Source organism: Dactylosporangium sp. NPDC000244 (assembly GCF_040300725.1).
Classification (GTDB): Bacteria; Actinomycetota; Actinomycetes; order Mycobacteriales; family Micromonosporaceae; genus Dactylosporangium.
Map to the genome: position 1 here is coordinate 143,916 of NZ_JBEPEH010000007.1, position 18,320 is coordinate 162,235.

The window sequence follows — 18,320 nt, forward strand, 5'->3', positions numbered from 1 at the left end:
CGCCCCTGCCCCGGCGGAACATCCTGAGGTTCCTGGGCAGGCCCGTTCGGTTCGTTCGTCACGACCCGAGAGATTATCAGGGGCGTTCACGCTCGACGCAGATCGTCACGAGGCTTCCTCGGTCACCCAGGACGCGATCCGGGCCTTGAAGACATCGACGGAGAAACCGGTCGCATGGGCCGCAATCCGATCCCGGTCGAGCCGGTCGACGCCCCGCAGGGCCTGCGCGTATCGCCCCGGCTCGGACGAGTCGAGGAGGAATCCGGTCTCGCCGTCGACGACGGTCTCCAGCAGCCCGCCCCGGCGGACCCCCAGCACCGGGGTGCCGCACGCCTGGGCCTCCACCGGGATGATGCCGAAGTCCTCGTGGGCGGGGAAGAGCAGCGCCTTGGCGCCCCAGTACAACTCCCGCAGTCGTTCTCGTGTCGGCTGGTGCTCGAAGGTCACCGCGATGCCGGCGCGCCCGGCGGCCTGCCGCAGCGCCGTCTCCTGCGGGCCCGATCCGGCGATGACGAGCGGGAGCCGGGCGGCGTCGGCGATCGCGATGATGAGGTCGAAGTTCTTGTATGGAATCCACCGCCCGGCGCCGAGCAGGTACTCGCGGTTGCCGGCCCGCTGGGGCGCGGGTGCGGCGGCGAAGTACGCGACGTCGACCGGCGGGTTGATGACCCGCGCGTCGCGGTTCCAGAACCGCCGCAGCCGGGACCGCACCTCGAGCGAGTTGGCCGCGTAGCTGTGCACGTGGCGGCTCAGGCGCACGTCGACGGCCTGCAGCGCCTTGCGGGGCACCTTGAGCAGCCCGCCGGAGCCGCGCCCGTCGAAGTCAGGGCTCCAGACGTAGCGGGCCGGCGAGTGCACGTAGCTGAGGTAGCGCGTGTGCTCGGCCGGGCCCAGCTTCACCGTGTGGGCGAAGGCGTGGCTGGACGACACGACGACGTCGAAGCGCTCACGGGTCAGCGTGCGCCAGGTGAGCGGCATGACGGGCAGCGCCAGCGGCTTGGCGTGGCGCAGCGGCGTGCGCGCGAGCCAGGACTCCCGGAATCCGGCGCCGCGGTGTGCGTCCTCGTCGCGCCAGAGCACGAACGGCTTGGCCCGCGGCAGGACCTCGTGCATGGCGACGAAGACGTTCTCGGACCCGCCGGTCGCGCCGAACCACTCATGCACCAGGGCGACGGACTTGCCCGGCAACAGATCCGCGCTCACCGGCCCCCGCCTCGAAAGACCTCGGCCACCGTGCGCAGGACCACCTTGGCGTCGAGCCAGATCGACCAGTTCTCGATGTAGTAGTTGTCGAACCGGGCCCGGTCGGAGATCGGGGTGTCGCCGCGCAGCCCGCTGACCTGGGCCAGCCCGGTCAGCCCGACCGGCATGCGGTGGCGCAGGGCGTAGTCGGGGTGTTCGGCGGAGAACTGGTTGACGAAGTACGGCCGCTCGGGGCGCGGCCCGACGATGGTCATGTCGCCGCGCAGGATGTTCCACAGCTGGGGCAGTTCGTCGATCGACGTGCGGCGGATGAATCGCCCCACCGGCCCGACCCGGGGATCGTGGGCCACCGACCAGTTGGTCCGCGACTCGGCGTCGCTGTCCGGGCGCATCGAGCGGAACTTGAGCAGCTGAAACGGGCGGCCGAAGCGGCCGATGCGCTGCTGGTGGAAGATGATCCCGGGGCCGCCCTCGATCCGGACCGCGATCGCGCACAGCAGCAGGACCGGGCTGAGCAGCACCAGCGCGAGCGCGGAGAGGGCGATGTCACTGGCGCGCTTGATGAAGTACTTCGGCCCGCTGAGCGTGGGACGACGGACCCGGACCACCGGGATCCCTCCGATGTGGTCCGGGTGCCCGGCCTGTGCGGCGAAGTCCCGCAGCCGCGGCACCATCCACATCTCGTAGTTCGCCATCGACGCCGAGCGCACCACCCGGAGCAGGCGGGACTCGGTGCAGTCGATGTCGGCGATGATGATCACGTCGCACCCGGCCCGAGCGGCGATCGCGTCGAGGTCGTCGAACCAGCCGAGCAGCGGGCCCCCCGCCGGCTCCTCATGACCCGCCGTCGCGACGTCGACAAAGCCGCAGAAGCGCAGGCCGTACCACGGATGGCGGCGCAGCAGCCGGGCAAGCTCGGCCGCGACCGGCCCGCCCCCGACGACGATCGCGCTCCGCCCGGCCCACCGGCGGTGCCGGGCCAGCCCGACGGCCAGGGCGACGAGCGCGCGGCCGAGCAGCACCAGCCCGGCCGAGATGGCCACGACGCGCAGGAACGAGGCCAGGTTGTCCGCGGAGGAGTGCCGCATCGCCACCACGATGCTCACCAGCGCGGAGGCCACCAGCATCCGCCCGAGCAGCGCGGGGACCTGGTCGAGGATGCTCAGATGCCGGCGGACCTGATAGAGGCCCCCGACTGCGAACAGGGTCGCGCTGAGCCCGGCGGCGGCCAGGATGCTCTTCCAGTGGTCCTGGAAGTGGATCGCCGGCAGCGCGAAGGCCACGAGGTCGATGGGCAGCATCAGCGCCCACGCCCGATTCATGGTGCTTCCCCCCGCCACAAGGCCCCGATGCTACGCCGCGCACTCACGGCCTACCAGAGCACCATCGATACGTCACAGTGCGGGGGCGGTGGTTACGGCCCCGGATCAGTACCATCGCTGCCATGTCGACGCAGGATCGGTTCACCGACGATGACCGCACCGAGGTGCTCACGCGGATTCCGGCCCAGCGCGGCGCCCCCGCTCCGGTCGTCGCGAAGAAGAAGCGGCTCGGCCGCAAGTCCCGGATCACCCTGGTCATCGCCGCGTCGTTGACCGTGCTGATCGGCATCGCGTTCCTCGGCGTCGCCCTCTGGCTGAACTCGGTGGCCTCCGGCGTCAAGCGGGTCGACGCCTTCGAGGGGGTCCCCGAGGCCGCCCGCCCGCAGAAGGCCGAGGGCGCCAAGGACGCGATGAACTTCCTGCTGCTCGGCAGCGACTCGCGGGACCCGGACAACCAGGACGGCTCGCGCAGCGACACGATCATCGTGCTGCACCTGGACAAGACCCACTCCAAGGCCCAGATGGTTTCGATTCCCAGGGACACGTGGGTGTACGTCCCCAAGGCCCCCAACAGCCAGTACGGGAACACGGAAGCCAAGATCAACGCCTCGTACGCATGGGGCGGCGTGCCGGGCGTCGTGCAGACCGTGGAGAAGTTCACCAACATCCGCATCGACCACGTCGTCATGGTCGACTTCTCCGGCTTCAAGGAGATCGTCGACGCCCTCGGCGGCGTGGACATCAACGTGACCGAGAGCTTCACCTCGACGCACTCGCTGGACCCCTCGGGCACCCGCCACTTCGAGAAGGGCCAGCAGACCATGGACGGCGCGGCCGCCTTGGACTACGCCCGCGAGCGCTACGCCTTCAAGGACGGTGACTTCGCCCGCATCCGCCACCAGCAGCAGGTCATCAAGGCCGTGCTGAACAAGGCCGCCTCCGGCGGGACGCTGAGCAGCCCCGGCAAGCTCAACGACTTCCTGCACGCCACCGCCGACGCGGCGACCGTCGACAGCACCCTGAACATGCTCGACATGGCCATGGAGCTGCGCAACATCCGCGGCGACGACCTGACCTTCTACACCAGCCCGACCAAGGGCACCGGCACGGTCGGCGACGAGTCCGTGGTGCTGGCCGACACGGACAAGGTCAAGCCCTTCTACGACGCCCTGCGCGAGGACCGGCCCATCCCGCAGTTCTAGGGTTCATAGCGGGCCAGCACCTGGAACTCGCTGGTCAGATCCACCGGTAGCGGCCCCCCGACCCGGCTCCAGCCCTGGTTCCAGCGCCGCTTGGCCTGCACCGCCGCGCCCGCCCGCGAGTCCCCGAGCGCGACGCAGCGCTCCTTGACGCCCCAGGCCCCGAACACCGGCTCCCGGAACCCGCGACTCGCGAGCAGCCTCGTCAGCGAGTCCCGGGTGAACATCGAGATGTGGTCCTGGCGCTCGAAGTTGATGGTCCGCCCGCGCAGCCCGAGCACCCGTGCCAGCATCGCCTGAAAGCGCCAATTGGGCGTGGTGAGGAACAGCCATCCGCCGGGCTTCAGCGCCGCGCGCACCTCGTCCAGGAACACACCGGGATCGGGCGTATGCCCGATGACACACCACAGCGTCACCACGTCGGCCGGCGCCATGCCCGCGACCGAGGTGTGCACGCGCTGCGCCCCGATCCGGTCCCGCGCCCGGGCGCAGGCGACCTCGGAGAGCTCGACGTTGTGCGCGTCGAACCCCTGGGCCAGGGCGAGCTCGGTGAAGTACCCGATCCCGCCCCCGACGTCATAGATGCTCGCCCCGGCCGGCGCCTTCCCGGCGAGCTCGCGTAGCACGGCGTTGAACAGCGCGTCCTGGGTGTCGGCCCACGTGTGGTTGACCGAGTCCCCGTCGCGCCCCTCCCAATAGGCGTCGCCTTTCCCGGACGCCCGCAGCCGCGCGAACCCGCACGCACACTGCGCGAACGTGGACTTCCCGACGACCCGCTCAACGGTCGGCTTTCCGCACATCAGACAGTTCATCGCCGGCCCGGTCCCCCGTCGCTCGCAGTGCGCCGGTCACGACCGTAGCGCCCGGACCCGATGCTCGTCAGGCCCGCCCATATCCAAGACCGTCAGCGTGACCGTGCGGAGCCCCGCGAACGGCTCTCCCGGCTCGCGGCTCGCACCTCGGGGCGGTCCAGGTAGCCGCAGACGTCGCCCAGGGTCAGCCCGGCCCGGCGGGCCTCGGTCTCCAGCGTGTCGAGGGTCGCCTCGTCGATGCGGGGCAGCAGGCGGCGCCAGACCTCGGCCGCCCGGTCCCGCTCGTTCATGGCCCGGTTGATCCAGGCGCCGTCGCCCCGGTTCAGGTGGTTGAAGAGCTGGCGCGTCGGGGTGGTCCCGCGGGGCGCGTGCCGGTTGAAGATGGCGGCGATCTCGGCGACCGGCACGAGGCCCTCCAGGGTCGGACGGACCCGGTCGGGCGACAGGCTCATCGGCAGCCGGCCCCAGACCTCGGGCGCGACGCCGGACGCGGCCTCGATGGCGGACGACAGGGCCGTGCTCAGCTCCGCGACGAGCGCGTCCTCGTCCACGGACACCAGCGGGTGATCGAACAGCCGCCCGGTCTCGTGCAGATACGCGGCGTGCAGGCAGTTGATGAGCACCAGCGACATCGTCGCGAACAGGGCCCGGACCGGCAGCGCGTCGATCTCGCCGTAGAGGCGGTAGTAGTCGGGCCGGCCGGCCAGCGACGCGCAGTACACGCGCCATGGCGAGGGCAGGCACTGCACGGGCGCGCGCAGGCCGTGCCGGGCATAGATGTGCGCGCTGCTGCGGCCGTCGCGCAGGGCGCGCACGACCAGGGCCGGGACGTTCTCCTCCACGTGGTGCACCGGCGTGGACGGGGTGGCGAGCCAGCCGATGCGCCGACCGGCCGCGCGCAGCCGCAGGGCCAGGTCGGTGTCCTCCCCGGCGTGCGGGTGATGCTCCGTGTCGAACGGGGGGCCGGGCGGGGCGAGGTCGCGGCGGTAGCCGGCGTTCGCGGTGACGAGCAGGCCGCCCATCTCCCCGTCCATCGGGGCCGCGTCGTAGAACCGCTGGTGGTTCATGAACGCGGTGATCGGGCCGACGACCCGCAGGCGGACCGGGCCGCCGACGGCCGCGCAGCCGCCGCGCAGCGCCTGGTGCATCTCCGTGCACCAGGACGGCGGCACCACCAGGTCGTCGTCGACGAACAGGATGGTGTCGTGCCGGGCCGCCGCCACCCCGGCGTTGCGGGCGCGGGACACGCCGGCCGGGTCCGAGCGCAGGACCCGCAGCCTGGGGTCCGCGGGCCCGTCGTAGGTCGCGCCGGCCGGCACGCGGTTGGCGACGAGCAGCACCTCGGTGTCGGGGCCGAGCAGCGCGGCCGAGGCCAGCGCCGCCTCGACGCACTCGCGCACGTGCGGCCGTTCGAGGGTGGTTGGGATCACGACACTGACCGACACGCTGGTGCCTCCAGTCCGTTCCGGGCCTCTACGTCCCGGGTCTCTACGTCTGCGGTACGAGATCGCGGTAGTACGACCACAGCTCGTGATGCGGTATCCGGCCCCCGTGCTCGCGTACCTTCTGGAACTCCCCGGCCCAGTGCACGAGCAGCGTCGGCGAGCCCCCTTCCGGCGTGACGACCTGCCCGTCGCGCACCACGCCGATGTCACCGCCGCCCCACCGTTCGAGCGGAATGGACATGTCGCCGGAGACGGCCATCATCGCGAGCAGGCTCGTGTGCGGCCGCCCGGACGTCACGATGAGGTAGTTCAGCAGGGGCTGTTCGCGGCAGAGCAGCTCCATGTGCGGGGCGAGCGCGAGCGCGCGGTCCAGCTTCGCCCGCACCGTGTCCAGGTCCAGGAGCCCCTTCTTGGAGCCGACGAACCCGGTGTTGGCCGCATAGCTGATCTGCCGCGGGCTGAGCGCCCTGGCCCGCATGATCGAGTCCCGCCACACCCACCGCCGGGCGTCGGGCACGTTGGAGTTCGACACGACGAAGTCGAACTTGGCCAGGTGCGGGAACACCAGGTCGATCGAGTGCAGCACGACGGTGTCACAGTCGATGTAGACGAACTCGTCGAACTCCCCGGACCACATGGCGAGCTTGCGATATTGCCCGGCCACTTCGCCGTGGAAGAGCTTGCTGATGTCGTCGCACTCGCGCAGCAACTCGGGCCGCTGCCACACGTCGAACGAGAACCGCGAGGCGAGTGCCGCGACCTGCTCCACATTGTCGGCGAACGGCACGAGGCACAACGGGATCGTGGGATTGAACCGGCGGAAGCTGCTGAGAAAGGCGATCGCCTGCTCAAGGACGGTGTCGTTGGCCAGAAAATAGACGCCACGCCGCACGGCCGACCCCTCTCGTGTGAGCGCTCCCACCAAACGTGAAAAAATTTACCCCGCCCCGCACTCGAACCCCGACCCCAGACTTTCGCGAGTTCCCCGGAACCGGTTCCACCGAACACAGTCCCTGAACACCGGCCGCGCGCCGGAGCAGGGCCCCAAGCCCGACGCGGGACACCCCCTATCCGGGCAGGGGTTCGGCGAGGACAGGTAGGGGTCACACCCCCAGACGCCAAGATCCATCACCTATCGTCAATTCCCGGCGATTGAGACATAGGCGGACAGCACTAACCGTTCAGGCCTTGCATTCCGCAAACGGGAACACTTAGCGTGTCGCCGTGCCTACGCCAGAGCAGTCGGTGCCGAGCGAAAAGGACCTGCGTCTCTTTCTCGCCATCCAGGAAACAGGCTCGATGGTGAAGGCCGCGAAGGAATGCGGAGTTTCGGACGCCCGGGCCAGCCAGATCATGAAGAAGATCGTGAGCCGCTATGGCGGTGAGGTCTTCCGGCGCGAGGGCGGCCAATACGTGCTCACCGAACTCGGCGCCCGGCTGCTTCCCCAGGCGCGGCGGATCGTCAACGCGTACCGGAAAATGAACCCGAACCTGACGGTCGACGCCGGCATGCCGCGAATCGCCTGCCTGCCGCATCACATCGTGTTCGTCGGCCGCCTCGAGAGCCGGCTGATCGATCTCGATCCGGTCGGTCAGGAGAAGATCGAGGTCATGCCGCTGCGGCAGCGGCACCGCGCCGACGCGAACTTCGAGGAGCACGCCATCGAGCCCCTGCTCGACGGCGTCTACTCGATCATCACCGGGCCCCCGCCCAGTCCGGACTTCTCGGCCATCGACGAACTGCAGTTCGACAAGCTGTACAGCCCCCGCCTCGAGGCGATGGTCCACGAGAGCTACCCGGGCGAGTCCATCTCCCTGGTCGACCTCGTCCGCAGGCGGCTGCTGCTCCCGCCGACGACGCTTCGCTCCCGGGTGCTGCTGGATCGCACGATCGCGCAGGCCGGGCTGGACGACCTCAAAACCACCGGACGGATCGCCGGCGAGTCCTACGAGACGCTCACCCACGTGCTACGCGTCGTCGTGTCCGATCATCACCGGCCGCCGGACGAGCGCCGCGTGGTCGTGGTGCCCTCGGACGTCGCGCTGAAGTTCAAGCGGGGGGTGCAGGTCGGCGCCTGGGGGCCGGACCGGTACAAGTGGCTGCCCATCATCCACCAGGGGCGCGAGATCACCCACGACGTCTACCTCACGACGACGAAGGGGCGGTCCGGGATGCTCTACACCGCGGTCAAGCACCTGCGTGAGGTCTGCGAGGAGATGCAGAGCGCGCTGAGCGGCAACACGGTCACGCTCCCGGCGCCGCGGCGCGCTCCGGAGCTGTCGTTGAAGCCGGCCGCGAGCGCCGCGGCGCTGCGGGCCATCGCCGACCGTCTCGACCGCGGCGAGATCGGCGCGGCCGAGACGGTCCTGGCAGAGGTGGCGGAGGCCATCACCGCCGGGCGGGTCGCCGCTCCGCTCGACGCGCTGCGCGACATCGCCGCCCGGCTCGACGCGGCCACCTAGAGCGCGCGGACCTAGGCACGAGCGGCCTCGACGGCGCCGCGGCGGTCGCCGGACCCCTCCCGCCGCGCGCTCAGCCACGACCCCGCGAACCGGCTGCCGTAGCCGTCGGCGGCGAGCTCGAACAACGCGGTCGCGTCGGCATCGCGCGCACGCTCCTCCCGACCGAGGGCCAGGTTCTCCAGCGGCCCCAGGTCGCCCGCGTCGGCCGCCTCACGCGCCACCTCGACCGCGGCGTCGAGCTCGCCCCGTCGCTCGTAGGCCTGCGTCAGGCGCCAGCGGGCCAGCCCGTCGCCCCGGTCGATCGCTTCCCGGTAGAGCAGCGCGGCACCGTGCCAGTCGCCCCGCGTCTCCAACAGGAACCCGAGGTGGGTCAGCGCGGTGGGGTCGGGGTCCTCGCAACGCGCCGCCTCGAGCGCGACGATGATCGCCTCCGCATACTGCCCGGCCCCGGCGAGGACCTTGACGAGGTGCTTGAGCACGCCGCCGGCCCGCCCGTCGTCGGATGCGCGCCGGAGGACTGCCCCGGCCGCGGCGATGTCTCCACCGCGGGCCAGCCGCAGCCCCTCGACGAGGAGGCCGGCGCGGTCGGCGGGCGGGCAGGTGATCGTCATGAGTACCTCTCCTACTGCAGTTCGGGAAGGGCCGGCGCGTTGGAGACGTTGCGCCGGGCCTTGCTGGTCGGCCAGTCGCGCCGCTCGCCCGTGCCCGGACCGGGCTTGGCATCGGCGATCACGTCCCCGGCCGAGACGTCGGCGCTCGCCGGGTGGCACACGTGCCCGCAGCCGCAGGACGGCCGCTCGGACCGGCGCCGCCGCCTGGAGACCCGGTGCAGCAGCTCCTGGAGCGCGGCGGGGACCACGACGATCAGCACCGACCAGTACGGGCCCGGCAGGGTGGCCATGATGCCGAGCATCGTGGCGATGCCGCCGAGCAGCCGGGCGACCCGGTTGGTGACCTTGAACCGCCGCTGCTGGACCCAGCGGTCGGGGTTGTTGAGGTGACCGACGAGCGCGCCGATCATCATCGCCAGCGCCGCGGCGGCCGGGAGCGCCACCGCGCGGTCGACACCGATCAGCTGCGGCGACTCGGACGCGCACACGAACAACGGACCGAAATAGGGCAGCGCGTGCAGACCCGGCGCCGGGATCCGCCCGACGCCGACGACCCCGGCGTGGGCGACCAGCCACGGGATCGGCAGCCAGGGACGGTCCGGGGCGACAGCCCCCGGCGGCGCCGGATCGGAGGTAAGCTTGGCGTCGTTCATCAGGGCTCCTCGCAAATGGTGACCTGAGCGGACGGTCGGATCGGGCCCGGTGCTAGCGGGCCCGATCTCTTTTGTATCCGAACAGGTGATTGTGGCGAAGTGAAAGCCCCGCTCGTTTTACGAGCGAACCGAAGCAGAACTTTGGCCCGAAGGATCACTGCGCGACCGAAGATTTCCTTCGCCCAAGTTTGCCCAGCTCAGCGCCCAACAGCCCCGTAAACCGGCATCGCCGCGAATGGCGATCGGCCCCGGTTTTCACGGTTCGCGTTCAGGCAATCACCGCTCGCACCCAAGTATCAGTTGCGCGAATCAGCGGGATGGACTGACCGACGGAAGCGGTCACGCCGAGTAGCCACCGCGCGATGAAAAACAAGAGAGGCCCCTGCCACAAGACAGGGACCTCTCAACGTGGTAGCGGGGACAGGATTTGAACCTGCGGCCTCTGGGTTATGAGCCCAGCGAGCTACCGAGCTGCTCCACCCCGCGTCGCACCACCAACATTAGCCCACCAAAGCCAATACCCCAAACCATTAACCCAAGAGCCCGAGCACAAGAGCCGATAAAAAAAGCGCGCCCACCGACAACCCGGCAGCAACGGCGCGAAGCGCCAAGCGGTGCCTGGCGGGAGCAACGGCCAGAGCCAAAACGAACCCGAGCAAACCAAACACGACACACGAAGACTCGACGGTGCAAGCGCAACCAGCGAGGTTCTTGATGGGGGGTGTGGGGTGGCGAAGCCCCCCACTGGGGAGCGAACGAAGTGAGCGCGAAGAATGCTACAAATCCAAACGACGAACGCCCCCTGCGTGGAGCAGGGGGCGTTCGGATTTGTAGCGGGGACAGGATTTGAACCTGCGACCTCTGGGTTATGAGCCCAGCGAGCTACCGAGCTGCTCCACCCCGCGTCGGCTTGTTTAGCTTAGCGGACGGGGTTGGTCAGGTCCAAATCGGTGCCGGGTGACCGTGTCGGGTGTCACCCGGGCCGGGGTCGTTACCGCCGGCCCGGGTGATCAGCGATGCGGTCAGCCCGAGGACGGCTGGACCGACGGGGACGTCGAGGCGCCCGGCGTAGCGCCTGGTGAGCCGCTCGGCGACGGGGTGGCGCCCGCCGCCTTCGTGGCCTCCTCGTACCGGGCGATGGCGTCGTTCAGCGCCTTGAGCGCGCGGCCGTAGGCCTCGAAGTCGCCGGACTGCTGGGCCGCCTTCATGTCCGCGATCGCCTTGTTCATGGCCGCGATCGCCTCCTGCACCTGGGGCGTGCCCTGGTTGCCGGACGGGTTGCCGGTGTTCTGGCCGGTGTTGCCGCCGTTGTCCGTCTGGGGCACCGGCGCCTGGCCGGTGACCTGTTTGACGAGCTGTTCCAGACCGTCCGCGAGGTTGTCGGCGTAGGCCATGTACTTCGGGCCGTAGGCGACGAGCACCTTCTGCAGGCGTGGGAACGCGGTCTCGTTCTTCGCCTTCAGATAGATCGGCTCGACGTACAGCATGCCGTTGGCGACCGGCAGGGACAGCAGGTTGCCGTAGAACACGTCCGAGTTCTGCGAGCTGAACTGGGTGAGCTCGCGTCTGGCGTCGGCGATCGACGTCATGCTGCTGTGGGTCTGGTTCGGGCCCTGGATCGCGGTGTTCGCCGGTAGCTCGAGCACCTCGAAGCGGGGCTGGCCGTTGACGTACGACGCCGACATGAGCGCCGCCAGGTTGCCTCGCTTGCGCGGGGCCATCGCGGCGGTGAGCTGGAAGCGGGCGCTGTCCTGGCCGGGGAGCTGGGCGACGAGGTAGTACGGCGGCTGGTCGGCCGTCGAGTTCGCCGGGTCCTTCGGGACCTCCCAGAAGTCCTGGCCGGAGAAGAAGCCCTCGGGCGTCGTGACGTGGAAGCGGCTGAGCAGGTCACGCTGGACCTTGAACTGGTCCTCCGGGTAGCGCAGGTGCTCCATCAGGCTCTCCGAGATCGCGGAGCGCGGCTGGACCAGCTTGCCGCCGAAGGCCTTGTTCCAGGTCTTGAGCACCGGGTCGCTCTCGTCGAACGCGTAGAGCTTGACCTCGCCCGTGTACGCGTCGACCGTCGCCTTGACCGAGTTGCGCAGGTAGTTGACGTCCTGGCGCGGCTCCGGGAACACCCGGCCGCCGGTCGAGGAGTCCTGGATCGCGGTGTTCCAGTCGAGCTTCTGCGCGTACGGGTAGGTCGCCGACGTGGTGTACCCGTCGATGATCCACTGGATCTTGCCGTCGACGACCGCCGGGTACGGGTCGCTGTCCAGCGTCAGGAACGGCGCGATGTTGCGCACCCGGGTCTCCGGGTCGCGGACGTACATGACCTTCGAGTGGTCGTTGAGCACCCCGGAGAGCAGGAAGTTGGTCTCGCGGAAGTACGACGCGTAGAGCAGCCGGCGCCAGAAGGTGTTGACGTCCACGCCGCCGCTGCCGTCGTACGTCGAGTACTGGTCCTGGTCGCCGGAGCCCCCGGTCGGCCGGTCGAACTCGGCGTTGCGGTCGCTCGCCTTGCCCTTGCCGACGATCGCGTAGACGTCGCCCATCTGCTCGCCGTAGTAGATCTGCGGATGGGTGACCTTGATCTGGTCGTTGTCCGAGGCGCACTCTTCGCTGCCCTGGTTGTCCGGCTTGGTGTTCTCGCTCAGGAAGCCGGAGACGTAGTACGGCTGACCGCCGCAGACGACCTGGTTGGCCGGGGCGGCGACGAAGCCGTAGCCGTGCGTGTAGACGCTGTGCCGGTTCTGCCAGTTGTTCTGCTGGAGCTGGTCGTAGCGGATCTCCCGGACGCCGACGATGTAGTCCTGGGTGCGCGACTTGCCCTTTTCGTCGGTCAGCGTGTAGCGGTCGATGTCCAGCTTCGGGTTGAACTCGTAGAAGCCGCGGACCTGCTGCTGCTGGGTGTAGGTGTCGCCGACGACGGCGGGGTCGAGGAGCCGGATGTTGTTCACCGTCGGATCGCTGCCGTTGGTCAGCGAGGCGGGCGGGTCGGTGTTGCTCGACGCGTACGGGACGACCTTCACGTCCTTCAAGCCGTACGCCTCGCGCGTGGCGTCGATGGCGTACTGGAAGTACGGAGCCTCCTTCTGCAGCTGGCTCGGCTTGACGGTGAACGACTGCACCGCGGCCGGGTAGATGCCGCCGACCGCCACCGCGGACAGCGCCAGCAGACCCAGGGCCAGGCCGGGCCACACGAGGTTGCGCATGAAGGCGTTGGAGAACACCAGGATCGCGATCGCGACGACGATGGAGATCCAGGCAAGGATCTCCTTGGCCGGCAGCAGGGCGTTGATGTTCGTGTAGCCGGCGCCGTACAGGTCCTGCGTCGGGAACTTGTCCAGCAGCAGGCCGCGGCGGTCGAGGAAGTACGCCGCCGCCTTGAGCAGCACGAAGATCGCGACGAGGGCGGTCAGGTGCGCGCGGGCCGCGGCCGTCATGCGCTCGCCGGCGCCCTGGAGGCGGACCCCGCCGAAGAGGTAGTGCAGGGCGAGCGCGCCGATCAGCGAGAAGACCACGGCGGTGAAGGCCACGCCGAGCAGGTAGCGCCAGAACGGGTACTCGAACACGTAGAACGACAGGTCCACGTGGAACTGCGGGTCGGTCTGGCCGAAGGGGGTGCTGTTGCTGAACAGCATCCAGTCCTGCCAGTGCCCCTGCGCCGAGAGGCCGGAGAACAGCCCGATCAGGCCGGCGACGAGGATGATCCAGCCGGTCATGTGCGGCAGCAGGAACAGCCGGTAGCGGTCCAGCGCGTGCTGCTCGGCCGAGTGCGGCCGCAGCAGCGGGCGGGTCCGGTAGGCCAGGTAGAGGTTGGCGGCGATGACGAGTCCGACCGCCACGCCGAAGATCACGAACATCCAGATGCGGGTCGTGAGCACCCCGGTGAAGACCTGGGGGTACTTGACCTCGGAGAACCACAGATAGTCGGCCCACGCCCCGACCACCCGGTCGAACAACGTGAACAGCAGGAAGACGACCACCAGGACGGCGATCGTGACCCGTCCTCGCCGGCTCACCCTGGTCATAGGATTACGCATTACCACGGTCGGCTCCGCCCGTTCGCGTATGGAAACTCGTCCAGCGTAGTCATCTACTACACAGCGTCGGCGTCCGACCGGCCCGCAGCGTGTCGAGGGCGGTCAGCGCATCGTCGATGTTGTTCACTTTGATCAATGGCAGGCCGGGCTGCGGATTGTCCATCGCCTCGCCGCAGTTGGCCGCGGGCGTGAGGAAGACCTTGGCCCCGGCGGCCTTCGCGGCCACGAGCTTCTGCGGGATGCCGCCGATCGGGCCGACGGCGCCGGCGTCGTCGATCGTGCCCGTTCCGGCGATGATCATGCCGCCGGTGAGGTCCTCGGGCTTGATCGTGTCGATGATGCCCAGCGTGAACATCAGGCCGGCCGACGGGCCGCCGATGCGGTCGAGCTGGATCGTGAGCTTGAACGGGTGCGGCTGGCTGGTGCCGGCCTGGATGCCGATGCGCGGGTTGCCGTCGTCGCCGGCCTTGGTCGCGACCTCGACCGTGGAGGTCTGCCCGGCCCGCACGATCTCGATCTGGTGGCTGGTGCCGGCCGGCTTGGCCCGCACGAGCTCGGTGAGCTTGTCGGGGCTGTCGACCGCGGTGCCGTCGACGGACTTGATGACGTCGTCCTTCTGCAGCTTGCCCTCGGCCGGGAAGCCGGCGCTGACCTCGGCCACGGTGACCTGGACTGGGTAGCCGAGCTTGCGCAGCGCGACGGTCTCGGCCGAAGTCTGCGACTGCTGGAAGTCGCGGGCGTTGTCCTCGTCGACCTGCTGCTGCGTGCGGTTCGGCGGGTAGATCAGCTCGCGGGGCACGACCGCCCGGTCCTTCTGCCACCAGCCGATCATGGCGTCGAGCAGCGTCATGTCGGGCTGGACCGACACCGTGGTCATGCGCAGCTGGCCCTTGGACTTGGTCGCCTCGGCGCCGTCGACGCTGATGATCGGGTGGCCGCCGGGCTTGCCCGTGTCCGTGCCGAGCGTGTCGTAGGTCGGGCCGGGGCCCATCTCGACGTACGGCACCTTGACCACGGTCGCCTGCCAGGACAGCACCAACAGCAGCAGCGCGCCGAACAGCACGGTCAGCCCACGACGTCTCATGGCGGCGAGCCTAGCGCTCCCGGCCCACCGCACCTGGAAGCGAGTACCGTTGTGACATGCCCGCAGATATCCCGTTCGGCTTCGGTCCGTCCGGCGGCGACGTGCCGGATCCCAATGATCCGCGCCAGATGCAGCAATTCCTGAGCCAGCTGCAGCAGCTGTTCGCCACGCCCAGCGGTGGTCCGGTCAACTGGGATCTCGCGCGACAACTGGCGCAGGCCCACCTCACGGGGGGCGGCCCGGCGGCCGGCATGTCGCAGTTCCCGGTCGGCTTCGCCATGCCCGGCGCCCCGATGCCGGCCACCGAGCCGGCCGACCCCGACGCCGCGAAGCCCGTCGGCGACCCGGCCGTGACGGCCGTGGAGCGCGCCGCGGTGATCGAGGCGCTGCGGCTGGCCGACCTGTGGCTGGAACCGGAGTCCGCACTCCCGTCCGGCGTGCGCTCGACCGCCGCCTGGAGCCGCGGCGAGTGGCTCAACCAGACTCTGCCGATCTGGCGCAAGCTCTGCGACCCGGTGGCGGCCCGCATGGTCTCGGCCATGACCGAGCTGGTCCCCGAGGAGATGCGCGCTCAGATGGGCCCGATGACCTCGATGGTGGCCTCGCTGGGCGGCGCGCTGCTCGGCGGGCAGCTGGGCACCGCGCTGGGCTCCCTGGCCGCCGAGGTGCTCTCGGCGGGCGACATCGGCCTGCCGCTCGGCCCGGCCGGGACCGCGGCGCTGCTGCCGGCGAACATCGCGGAATACGGCAAGGGCCTCGAGGTCCCCGACGACCAGGTCCGCCTCTACGTGGCCCTGCGCGAGGCGGCCCACCAGCGCCTCTTCGGCCACGTCCCGTGGCTGCGCGGGCACGTCTTCGCCGCGGTCGAGGCCTACGCTGCCGGCATCCACGTCGACCGCGAGGCGATCGAGGAGGCGATGAGCCGCATCGACCCGTCGACGCTCGGCAACGACCCGCAGGAGCTGGTGCTCGAGGGCATCTTCACGCCCGAGGACACGCCGCAGCAGCGGGCCGCCCTGGCCCGGCTCGAGACGGCGCTCGCGCTCGTGGAGGGCTGGGTCTGCCACGTGGTCGACCGCGCCGCCGGCGAGCGCCTGCCCGACGTGGTGAAGCTCTCGGAGGCCTTCCGGCGCCGGCGCGCGGCCGGCGGCCCGGCGGAGCAGACGTTCGCCGCGCTGGTCGGGCTCGAGCTGCGGCCGCGCCGGCTGCGCGAGGCCACGGCGCTGTGGAACGCGCTGACCGAGCACCGCGGGGTGAGCGGCCGGGACGCGCTCTGGGGCCACCCGGACCTGCTGCCGGACGAGGAGGCGTTCGCCGACCCGGACCTCTTCGCCCGCACCCAGCTGGACCTCGGCGACCTGGGCTTCGGCGAGGAGTTCGGCTCGCTGGGCGACCTGTCGCCCGAAAACCGGTCGCCCGAAGAGAAGAAGCCCTCGTCTGACGACGAGAGCTGAGAGCGTCATGACTCGGGTCCGCGGGGGTGCGGACCGTTGCTCCCGCCAGGCACCGCTCGGCGCTGCGCGCCGACGCTGTCAGGTCCGCCGTTGGTCACCCTGAGCCTATCTATCAGCCCCCACGGCGACGTCATGTCAGCAGTTCGCCGGTCACATCGGCCGGGACCTTCGCCGTCCCGGTCGCGTCGGCCGGGACCGGGACGGCGAAGGTCTCCCGGTTCCCGCGCCGACCGCGACGTCAGGTCAACAGCGCCGAGTCACACCAGCGCCGCCAGGTCGACAGCGCCCGAGTCGCGCGGACCGGGGACGGCGAGCGTCTTCCGGTCCATCGCCGACAGCACCGCTAGGTCAACAGCGCCCGAGTCGCGTCCCAGCCGTCCAGGCCGAGATCGAGACGGCGGAGATCTTCCGGCCCGCGCAGCCGGTGCCAGCCCGGCGCGGCGGCGACCATGGTCGGATCCGGGGCCGGGCGGCGCGCCGTGACCACGTCACCGGCGTCGGCGTCGAGCTCCGGCAGCCACTCCGGCAGCGGCAGGCGAGCGGCAACGCCGAGCAGGCCGCCGTTGTGGGCCGGTGCGACCGCGAGGTGGCGGGTCGACAGCGGGCGCAGCAGCTTGCCCACGAGCATGGCCGGCAGGTCGGGCGCGTCCGCGAGCAGGACGGCCGCCTTGTCGTGCCCGTCGGCGGCCGCGGCGGCGAGCGCGGCCCGGATGGTCGGCGCCGGGATCTCGTAGATCCGGGTCGACGGCCAGGCGATCTTGGCGGCCAGCGGCAGGTCGTCCGCGACGGCGGCGATGGCCGGCTGGACGCGCGGCAGCGGGGTCAGCAGGTCGACGAGATCCTCGGCCATCGCCGAGCGCCAGACGTCCGGGTCGGTGCCGGGCGGCGCCCAGGCGACCGGAACGAGCAGCGCGACGACGGCGGCGACCGTCATTCGGTGATCCCAAGACCTGCGGCCGCTGACACCCCCTCAAGATACCCCCGGGCCCGTTCGGACTTCGGGTAGCGGGCGACCAGCGCCCAGAAGGCACTGCTGTGGCTCGGGATGACCAGGTGTGACAGCTCGTGCAGCAGCACGTAGTCGATGACCCAGTCGGGCATCTCCTGCACGCGGTGGGAGATCCGGATGGTACCGTCTGCCGGCGTGCAAGATCCCCAACGCCCGTTCTGGTTCTGCACCCACCGCACGCTGGCCGGACGGCCGGCCGCGGCGTGGTCGGGCAGGTAGCGGGCGGCGAGCCGCTGCGCCCGGGAGGTCAGTTCGGCGTCGGTCCGCCGAGCTCGCTGCTCTCGCGCCGCCAGGCGCTCGAGCATCCGGTCGACCCACTCGCGCTCCTCGGCGCGCGAAAACTGGGCCGGGATCAGCACCACCACGCGTTCGCCGTCACGGTAGGCCGACACCGTGCGACGGCGGCGCTTGCTGCGCCGCACCTCGATGACCGGCTTGCGGGTCATGCCGGCCGCCCCCCTCGGGTCCCGCTCACGGGGGAACGCTAGCCGTAGGCAGCCATCCCTTCGCAAGGCCCAATCTTGGGGAGGGCGCCCGTAAGTCACCCATTCGTGGGGACTCGCCGGAAAGATTCCGCCGGAAGTCCGGCCTGCTCCGGGTGCCCGCTGCGATTTCATCCACAGCAACCCACACCGTTGCCCACACGGTTATCCCCAGGCTGTGCATAGTGTGTACGGTGCGGCTGGAGGAAGATCTTCCGATTACGCTCGGCGTGTCCCGTCTAACCGCACTTTCCCCGAGTGTCCGACAAGGCACACTCACCACGTTGGCCTAGCTGGTCAGCACCGGTGCGCGGGGCGTGCCGGACCGATTTGAGGAGGGCATCGTGGCCGAGACCTACAACGGCTACTGCGTCAAATGCAAGGAGAAGCGGGACTTCGAGGGCGAGATCGCCATCTCGAAGACCGGCATGAAGATGGCCAAGGGCGCCTGCCCGGTCTGCGGCACCACGGTCAACCGGATCCTCGGCAAGGCCTGAGCCGGCGGCTCGCCGCCCGATCGACCTCGCACCTGGCACCACCTCGGACTGGCTTGCGGCG

15 protein-coding genes and 2 tRNA genes are annotated in these 18,320 nt (G+C 70.2%); 4 read left to right on the forward strand and 13 right to left on the reverse strand.

All coding sequences use genetic code 11. From position 1 onward, the window contains the following. Positions 1-105 precede the first annotated feature (105 nt). Complete coding sequence (locus ABT369_RS11790) at positions 106-1,203, reverse strand: glycosyltransferase (RefSeq protein WP_350611712.1); 1,098 nt, start codon at positions 1,201-1,203, stop codon at positions 106-108. Next, positions 1,200-2,525, reverse strand: a complete 1,326-nt coding sequence (locus tag ABT369_RS11795; protein WP_350611713.1) for a sugar transferase — start codon at positions 2,523-2,525, stop codon at positions 1,200-1,202. Before ABT369_RS11795 ends, ABT369_RS11790 begins: the two co-directional genes overlap by 4 nt. Positions 2,526-2,647: 122 nt before the next feature. Between ABT369_RS11795 and ABT369_RS11800 the strand changes: the two genes are divergently transcribed. Continuing rightward, positions 2,648-3,727 carry an LCP family protein gene (locus ABT369_RS11800; RefSeq protein WP_350611714.1) on the forward strand — a complete coding sequence of 360 codons (1,080 nt, stop codon included), beginning with the start codon at positions 2,648-2,650 and terminating at the stop codon, positions 3,725-3,727. Here the strand turns inward: ABT369_RS11800 and ABT369_RS11805 are convergent. The 3 genes from ABT369_RS11805 to ABT369_RS11815 form a co-directional block, all read right to left on the reverse strand. Beyond that, a complete protein-coding gene (locus ABT369_RS11805; protein ID WP_350611715.1) occupies positions 3,724-4,536 on the reverse strand; it encodes a class I SAM-dependent methyltransferase in 813 nt (270 codons plus the stop codon). The genes ABT369_RS11800 and ABT369_RS11805 overlap by 4 nt on opposite strands. A 92-nt stretch (positions 4,537-4,628) precedes the next feature. Continuing rightward, the gene (locus ABT369_RS11810) at positions 4,629-5,966 is read right to left on the reverse strand and encodes a glycosyltransferase family 2 protein (RefSeq protein WP_350611716.1); all 1,338 of its coding nucleotides are present in this window, start codon (positions 5,964-5,966) and stop codon (positions 4,629-4,631) included. A gap of 58 nt (positions 5,967-6,024) precedes the next feature. Further along, positions 6,025-6,873, reverse strand: coding sequence for a glycosyltransferase family protein (locus tag ABT369_RS11815; protein WP_350611717.1), 849 nt, complete (start codon positions 6,871-6,873; stop codon positions 6,025-6,027). Positions 6,874-7,205: 332 nt separating this feature from the next. Between ABT369_RS11815 and ABT369_RS11820 the strand changes: the two genes are divergently transcribed. Continuing rightward, positions 7,206-8,444 carry a LysR family transcriptional regulator gene (locus ABT369_RS11820; protein WP_350611718.1) on the forward strand — a complete coding sequence of 413 codons (1,239 nt, stop codon included), beginning with the start codon at positions 7,206-7,208 and terminating at the stop codon, positions 8,442-8,444. Positions 8,445-8,455: 11 nt separating this feature from the next. Here ABT369_RS11820 and ABT369_RS11825 read toward each other — a convergent pair whose 3' ends face one another. The 6 genes from ABT369_RS11825 to ABT369_RS11850 form a co-directional block, all read right to left on the reverse strand. Then, the gene (locus ABT369_RS11825; RefSeq protein WP_350611719.1) at positions 8,456-9,055 is read right to left on the reverse strand and encodes a tetratricopeptide repeat protein; all 600 of its coding nucleotides are present in this window, start codon (positions 9,053-9,055) and stop codon (positions 8,456-8,458) included. An 11-nt stretch (positions 9,056-9,066) separates the two neighbouring features. Then, positions 9,067-9,708 (reverse strand): hypothetical protein, encoded by a 642-nt coding sequence (locus ABT369_RS11830; protein ID WP_350611720.1) that lies wholly within the window; start codon positions 9,706-9,708, stop codon positions 9,067-9,069. A 409-nt stretch (positions 9,709-10,117) separates the two neighbouring features. Next, positions 10,118-10,194, reverse strand: a tRNA-Met gene (locus ABT369_RS11835). A gap of 345 nt (positions 10,195-10,539) precedes the next feature. Then, positions 10,540-10,613: transfer RNA gene (locus ABT369_RS11840), tRNA-Met, on the reverse strand. Between the two features lie 117 nt (positions 10,614-10,730). Further along, the gene (locus ABT369_RS11845) at positions 10,731-13,721 is read right to left on the reverse strand and encodes a UPF0182 family membrane protein (RefSeq protein ID WP_502891729.1); all 2,991 of its coding nucleotides are present in this window, start codon (positions 13,719-13,721) and stop codon (positions 10,731-10,733) included. 61 nt (positions 13,722-13,782) lie between these two features. Next, a complete protein-coding gene (locus ABT369_RS11850) occupies positions 13,783-14,817 on the reverse strand; it encodes a YlbL family protein (protein WP_350611722.1) in 1,035 nt (344 codons plus the stop codon). Positions 14,818-14,873: 56 nt separating this feature from the next. On the opposite strand from ABT369_RS11850, the gene ABT369_RS11855 reads away from it, so the two are divergent. Beyond that, positions 14,874-16,271, forward strand: coding sequence for a zinc-dependent metalloprotease (locus tag ABT369_RS11855; protein ID WP_350611723.1), 1,398 nt, complete (start codon positions 14,874-14,876; stop codon positions 16,269-16,271). Between the two features lie 343 nt (positions 16,272-16,614). On the opposite strand, the gene ABT369_RS11860 is transcribed toward ABT369_RS11855, so the two are convergent. Then, the gene (locus ABT369_RS11860; RefSeq protein WP_350611724.1) at positions 16,615-17,205 is read right to left on the reverse strand and encodes a hypothetical protein; all 591 of its coding nucleotides are present in this window, start codon (positions 17,203-17,205) and stop codon (positions 16,615-16,617) included. Continuing rightward, complete coding sequence (locus ABT369_RS11865; protein WP_350611725.1) at positions 17,202-17,726, reverse strand: M48 metallopeptidase family protein; 525 nt, start codon at positions 17,724-17,726, stop codon at positions 17,202-17,204. Before ABT369_RS11865 ends, ABT369_RS11860 begins: the two co-directional genes overlap by 4 nt. Positions 17,727-18,103: 377 nt before the next feature. Between ABT369_RS11865 and ABT369_RS11870 the strand changes: the two genes are divergently transcribed. After that, positions 18,104-18,259 carry a DUF5679 domain-containing protein gene (locus tag ABT369_RS11870; RefSeq protein ID WP_425516560.1) on the forward strand — a complete coding sequence of 52 codons (156 nt, stop codon included), beginning with the start codon at positions 18,104-18,106 and terminating at the stop codon, positions 18,257-18,259. Positions 18,260-18,320 lie beyond the last annotated feature (61 nt).

Coding starts and splice junctions, on each gene's coding strand:
- ABT369_RS11795 (WP_350611713.1), bottom strand. CDS start 2,525: ATGAATCGGGCGTGGGCGCTGATGCTGCCCATCGACCTCGTGGCCTTC.
- ABT369_RS11800 (WP_350611714.1), top strand. CDS start 2,648: ATGTCGACGCAGGATCGGTTCACCGACGATGACCGCACCGAGGTGCTC.
- ABT369_RS11805 (WP_350611715.1), bottom strand. CDS start 4,536: ATGAACTGTCTGATGTGCGGAAAGCCGACCGTTGAGCGGGTCGTCGGG.
- ABT369_RS11825 (WP_350611719.1), bottom strand. CDS start 9,055: ATGACGATCACCTGCCCGCCCGCCGACCGCGCCGGCCTCCTCGTCGAG.
- ABT369_RS11830 (WP_350611720.1), bottom strand. CDS start 9,708: ATGAACGACGCCAAGCTTACCTCCGATCCGGCGCCGCCGGGGGCTGTC.
- ABT369_RS11845 (WP_502891729.1), bottom strand. CDS start 13,721: ATGACCAGGGTGAGCCGGCGAGGACGGGTCACGATCGCCGTCCTGGTG.
- ABT369_RS11850 (WP_350611722.1), bottom strand. CDS start 14,817: ATGAGACGTCGTGGGCTGACCGTGCTGTTCGGCGCGCTGCTGCTGTTG.
- ABT369_RS11855 (WP_350611723.1), top strand. CDS start 14,874: ATGCCCGCAGATATCCCGTTCGGCTTCGGTCCGTCCGGCGGCGACGTG.
- ABT369_RS11860 (WP_350611724.1), bottom strand. CDS start 17,205: ATGACGGTCGCCGCCGTCGTCGCGCTGCTCGTTCCGGTCGCCTGGGCG.
- ABT369_RS11865 (WP_350611725.1), bottom strand. CDS start 17,726: ATGACCCGCAAGCCGGTCATCGAGGTGCGGCGCAGCAAGCGCCGCCGT.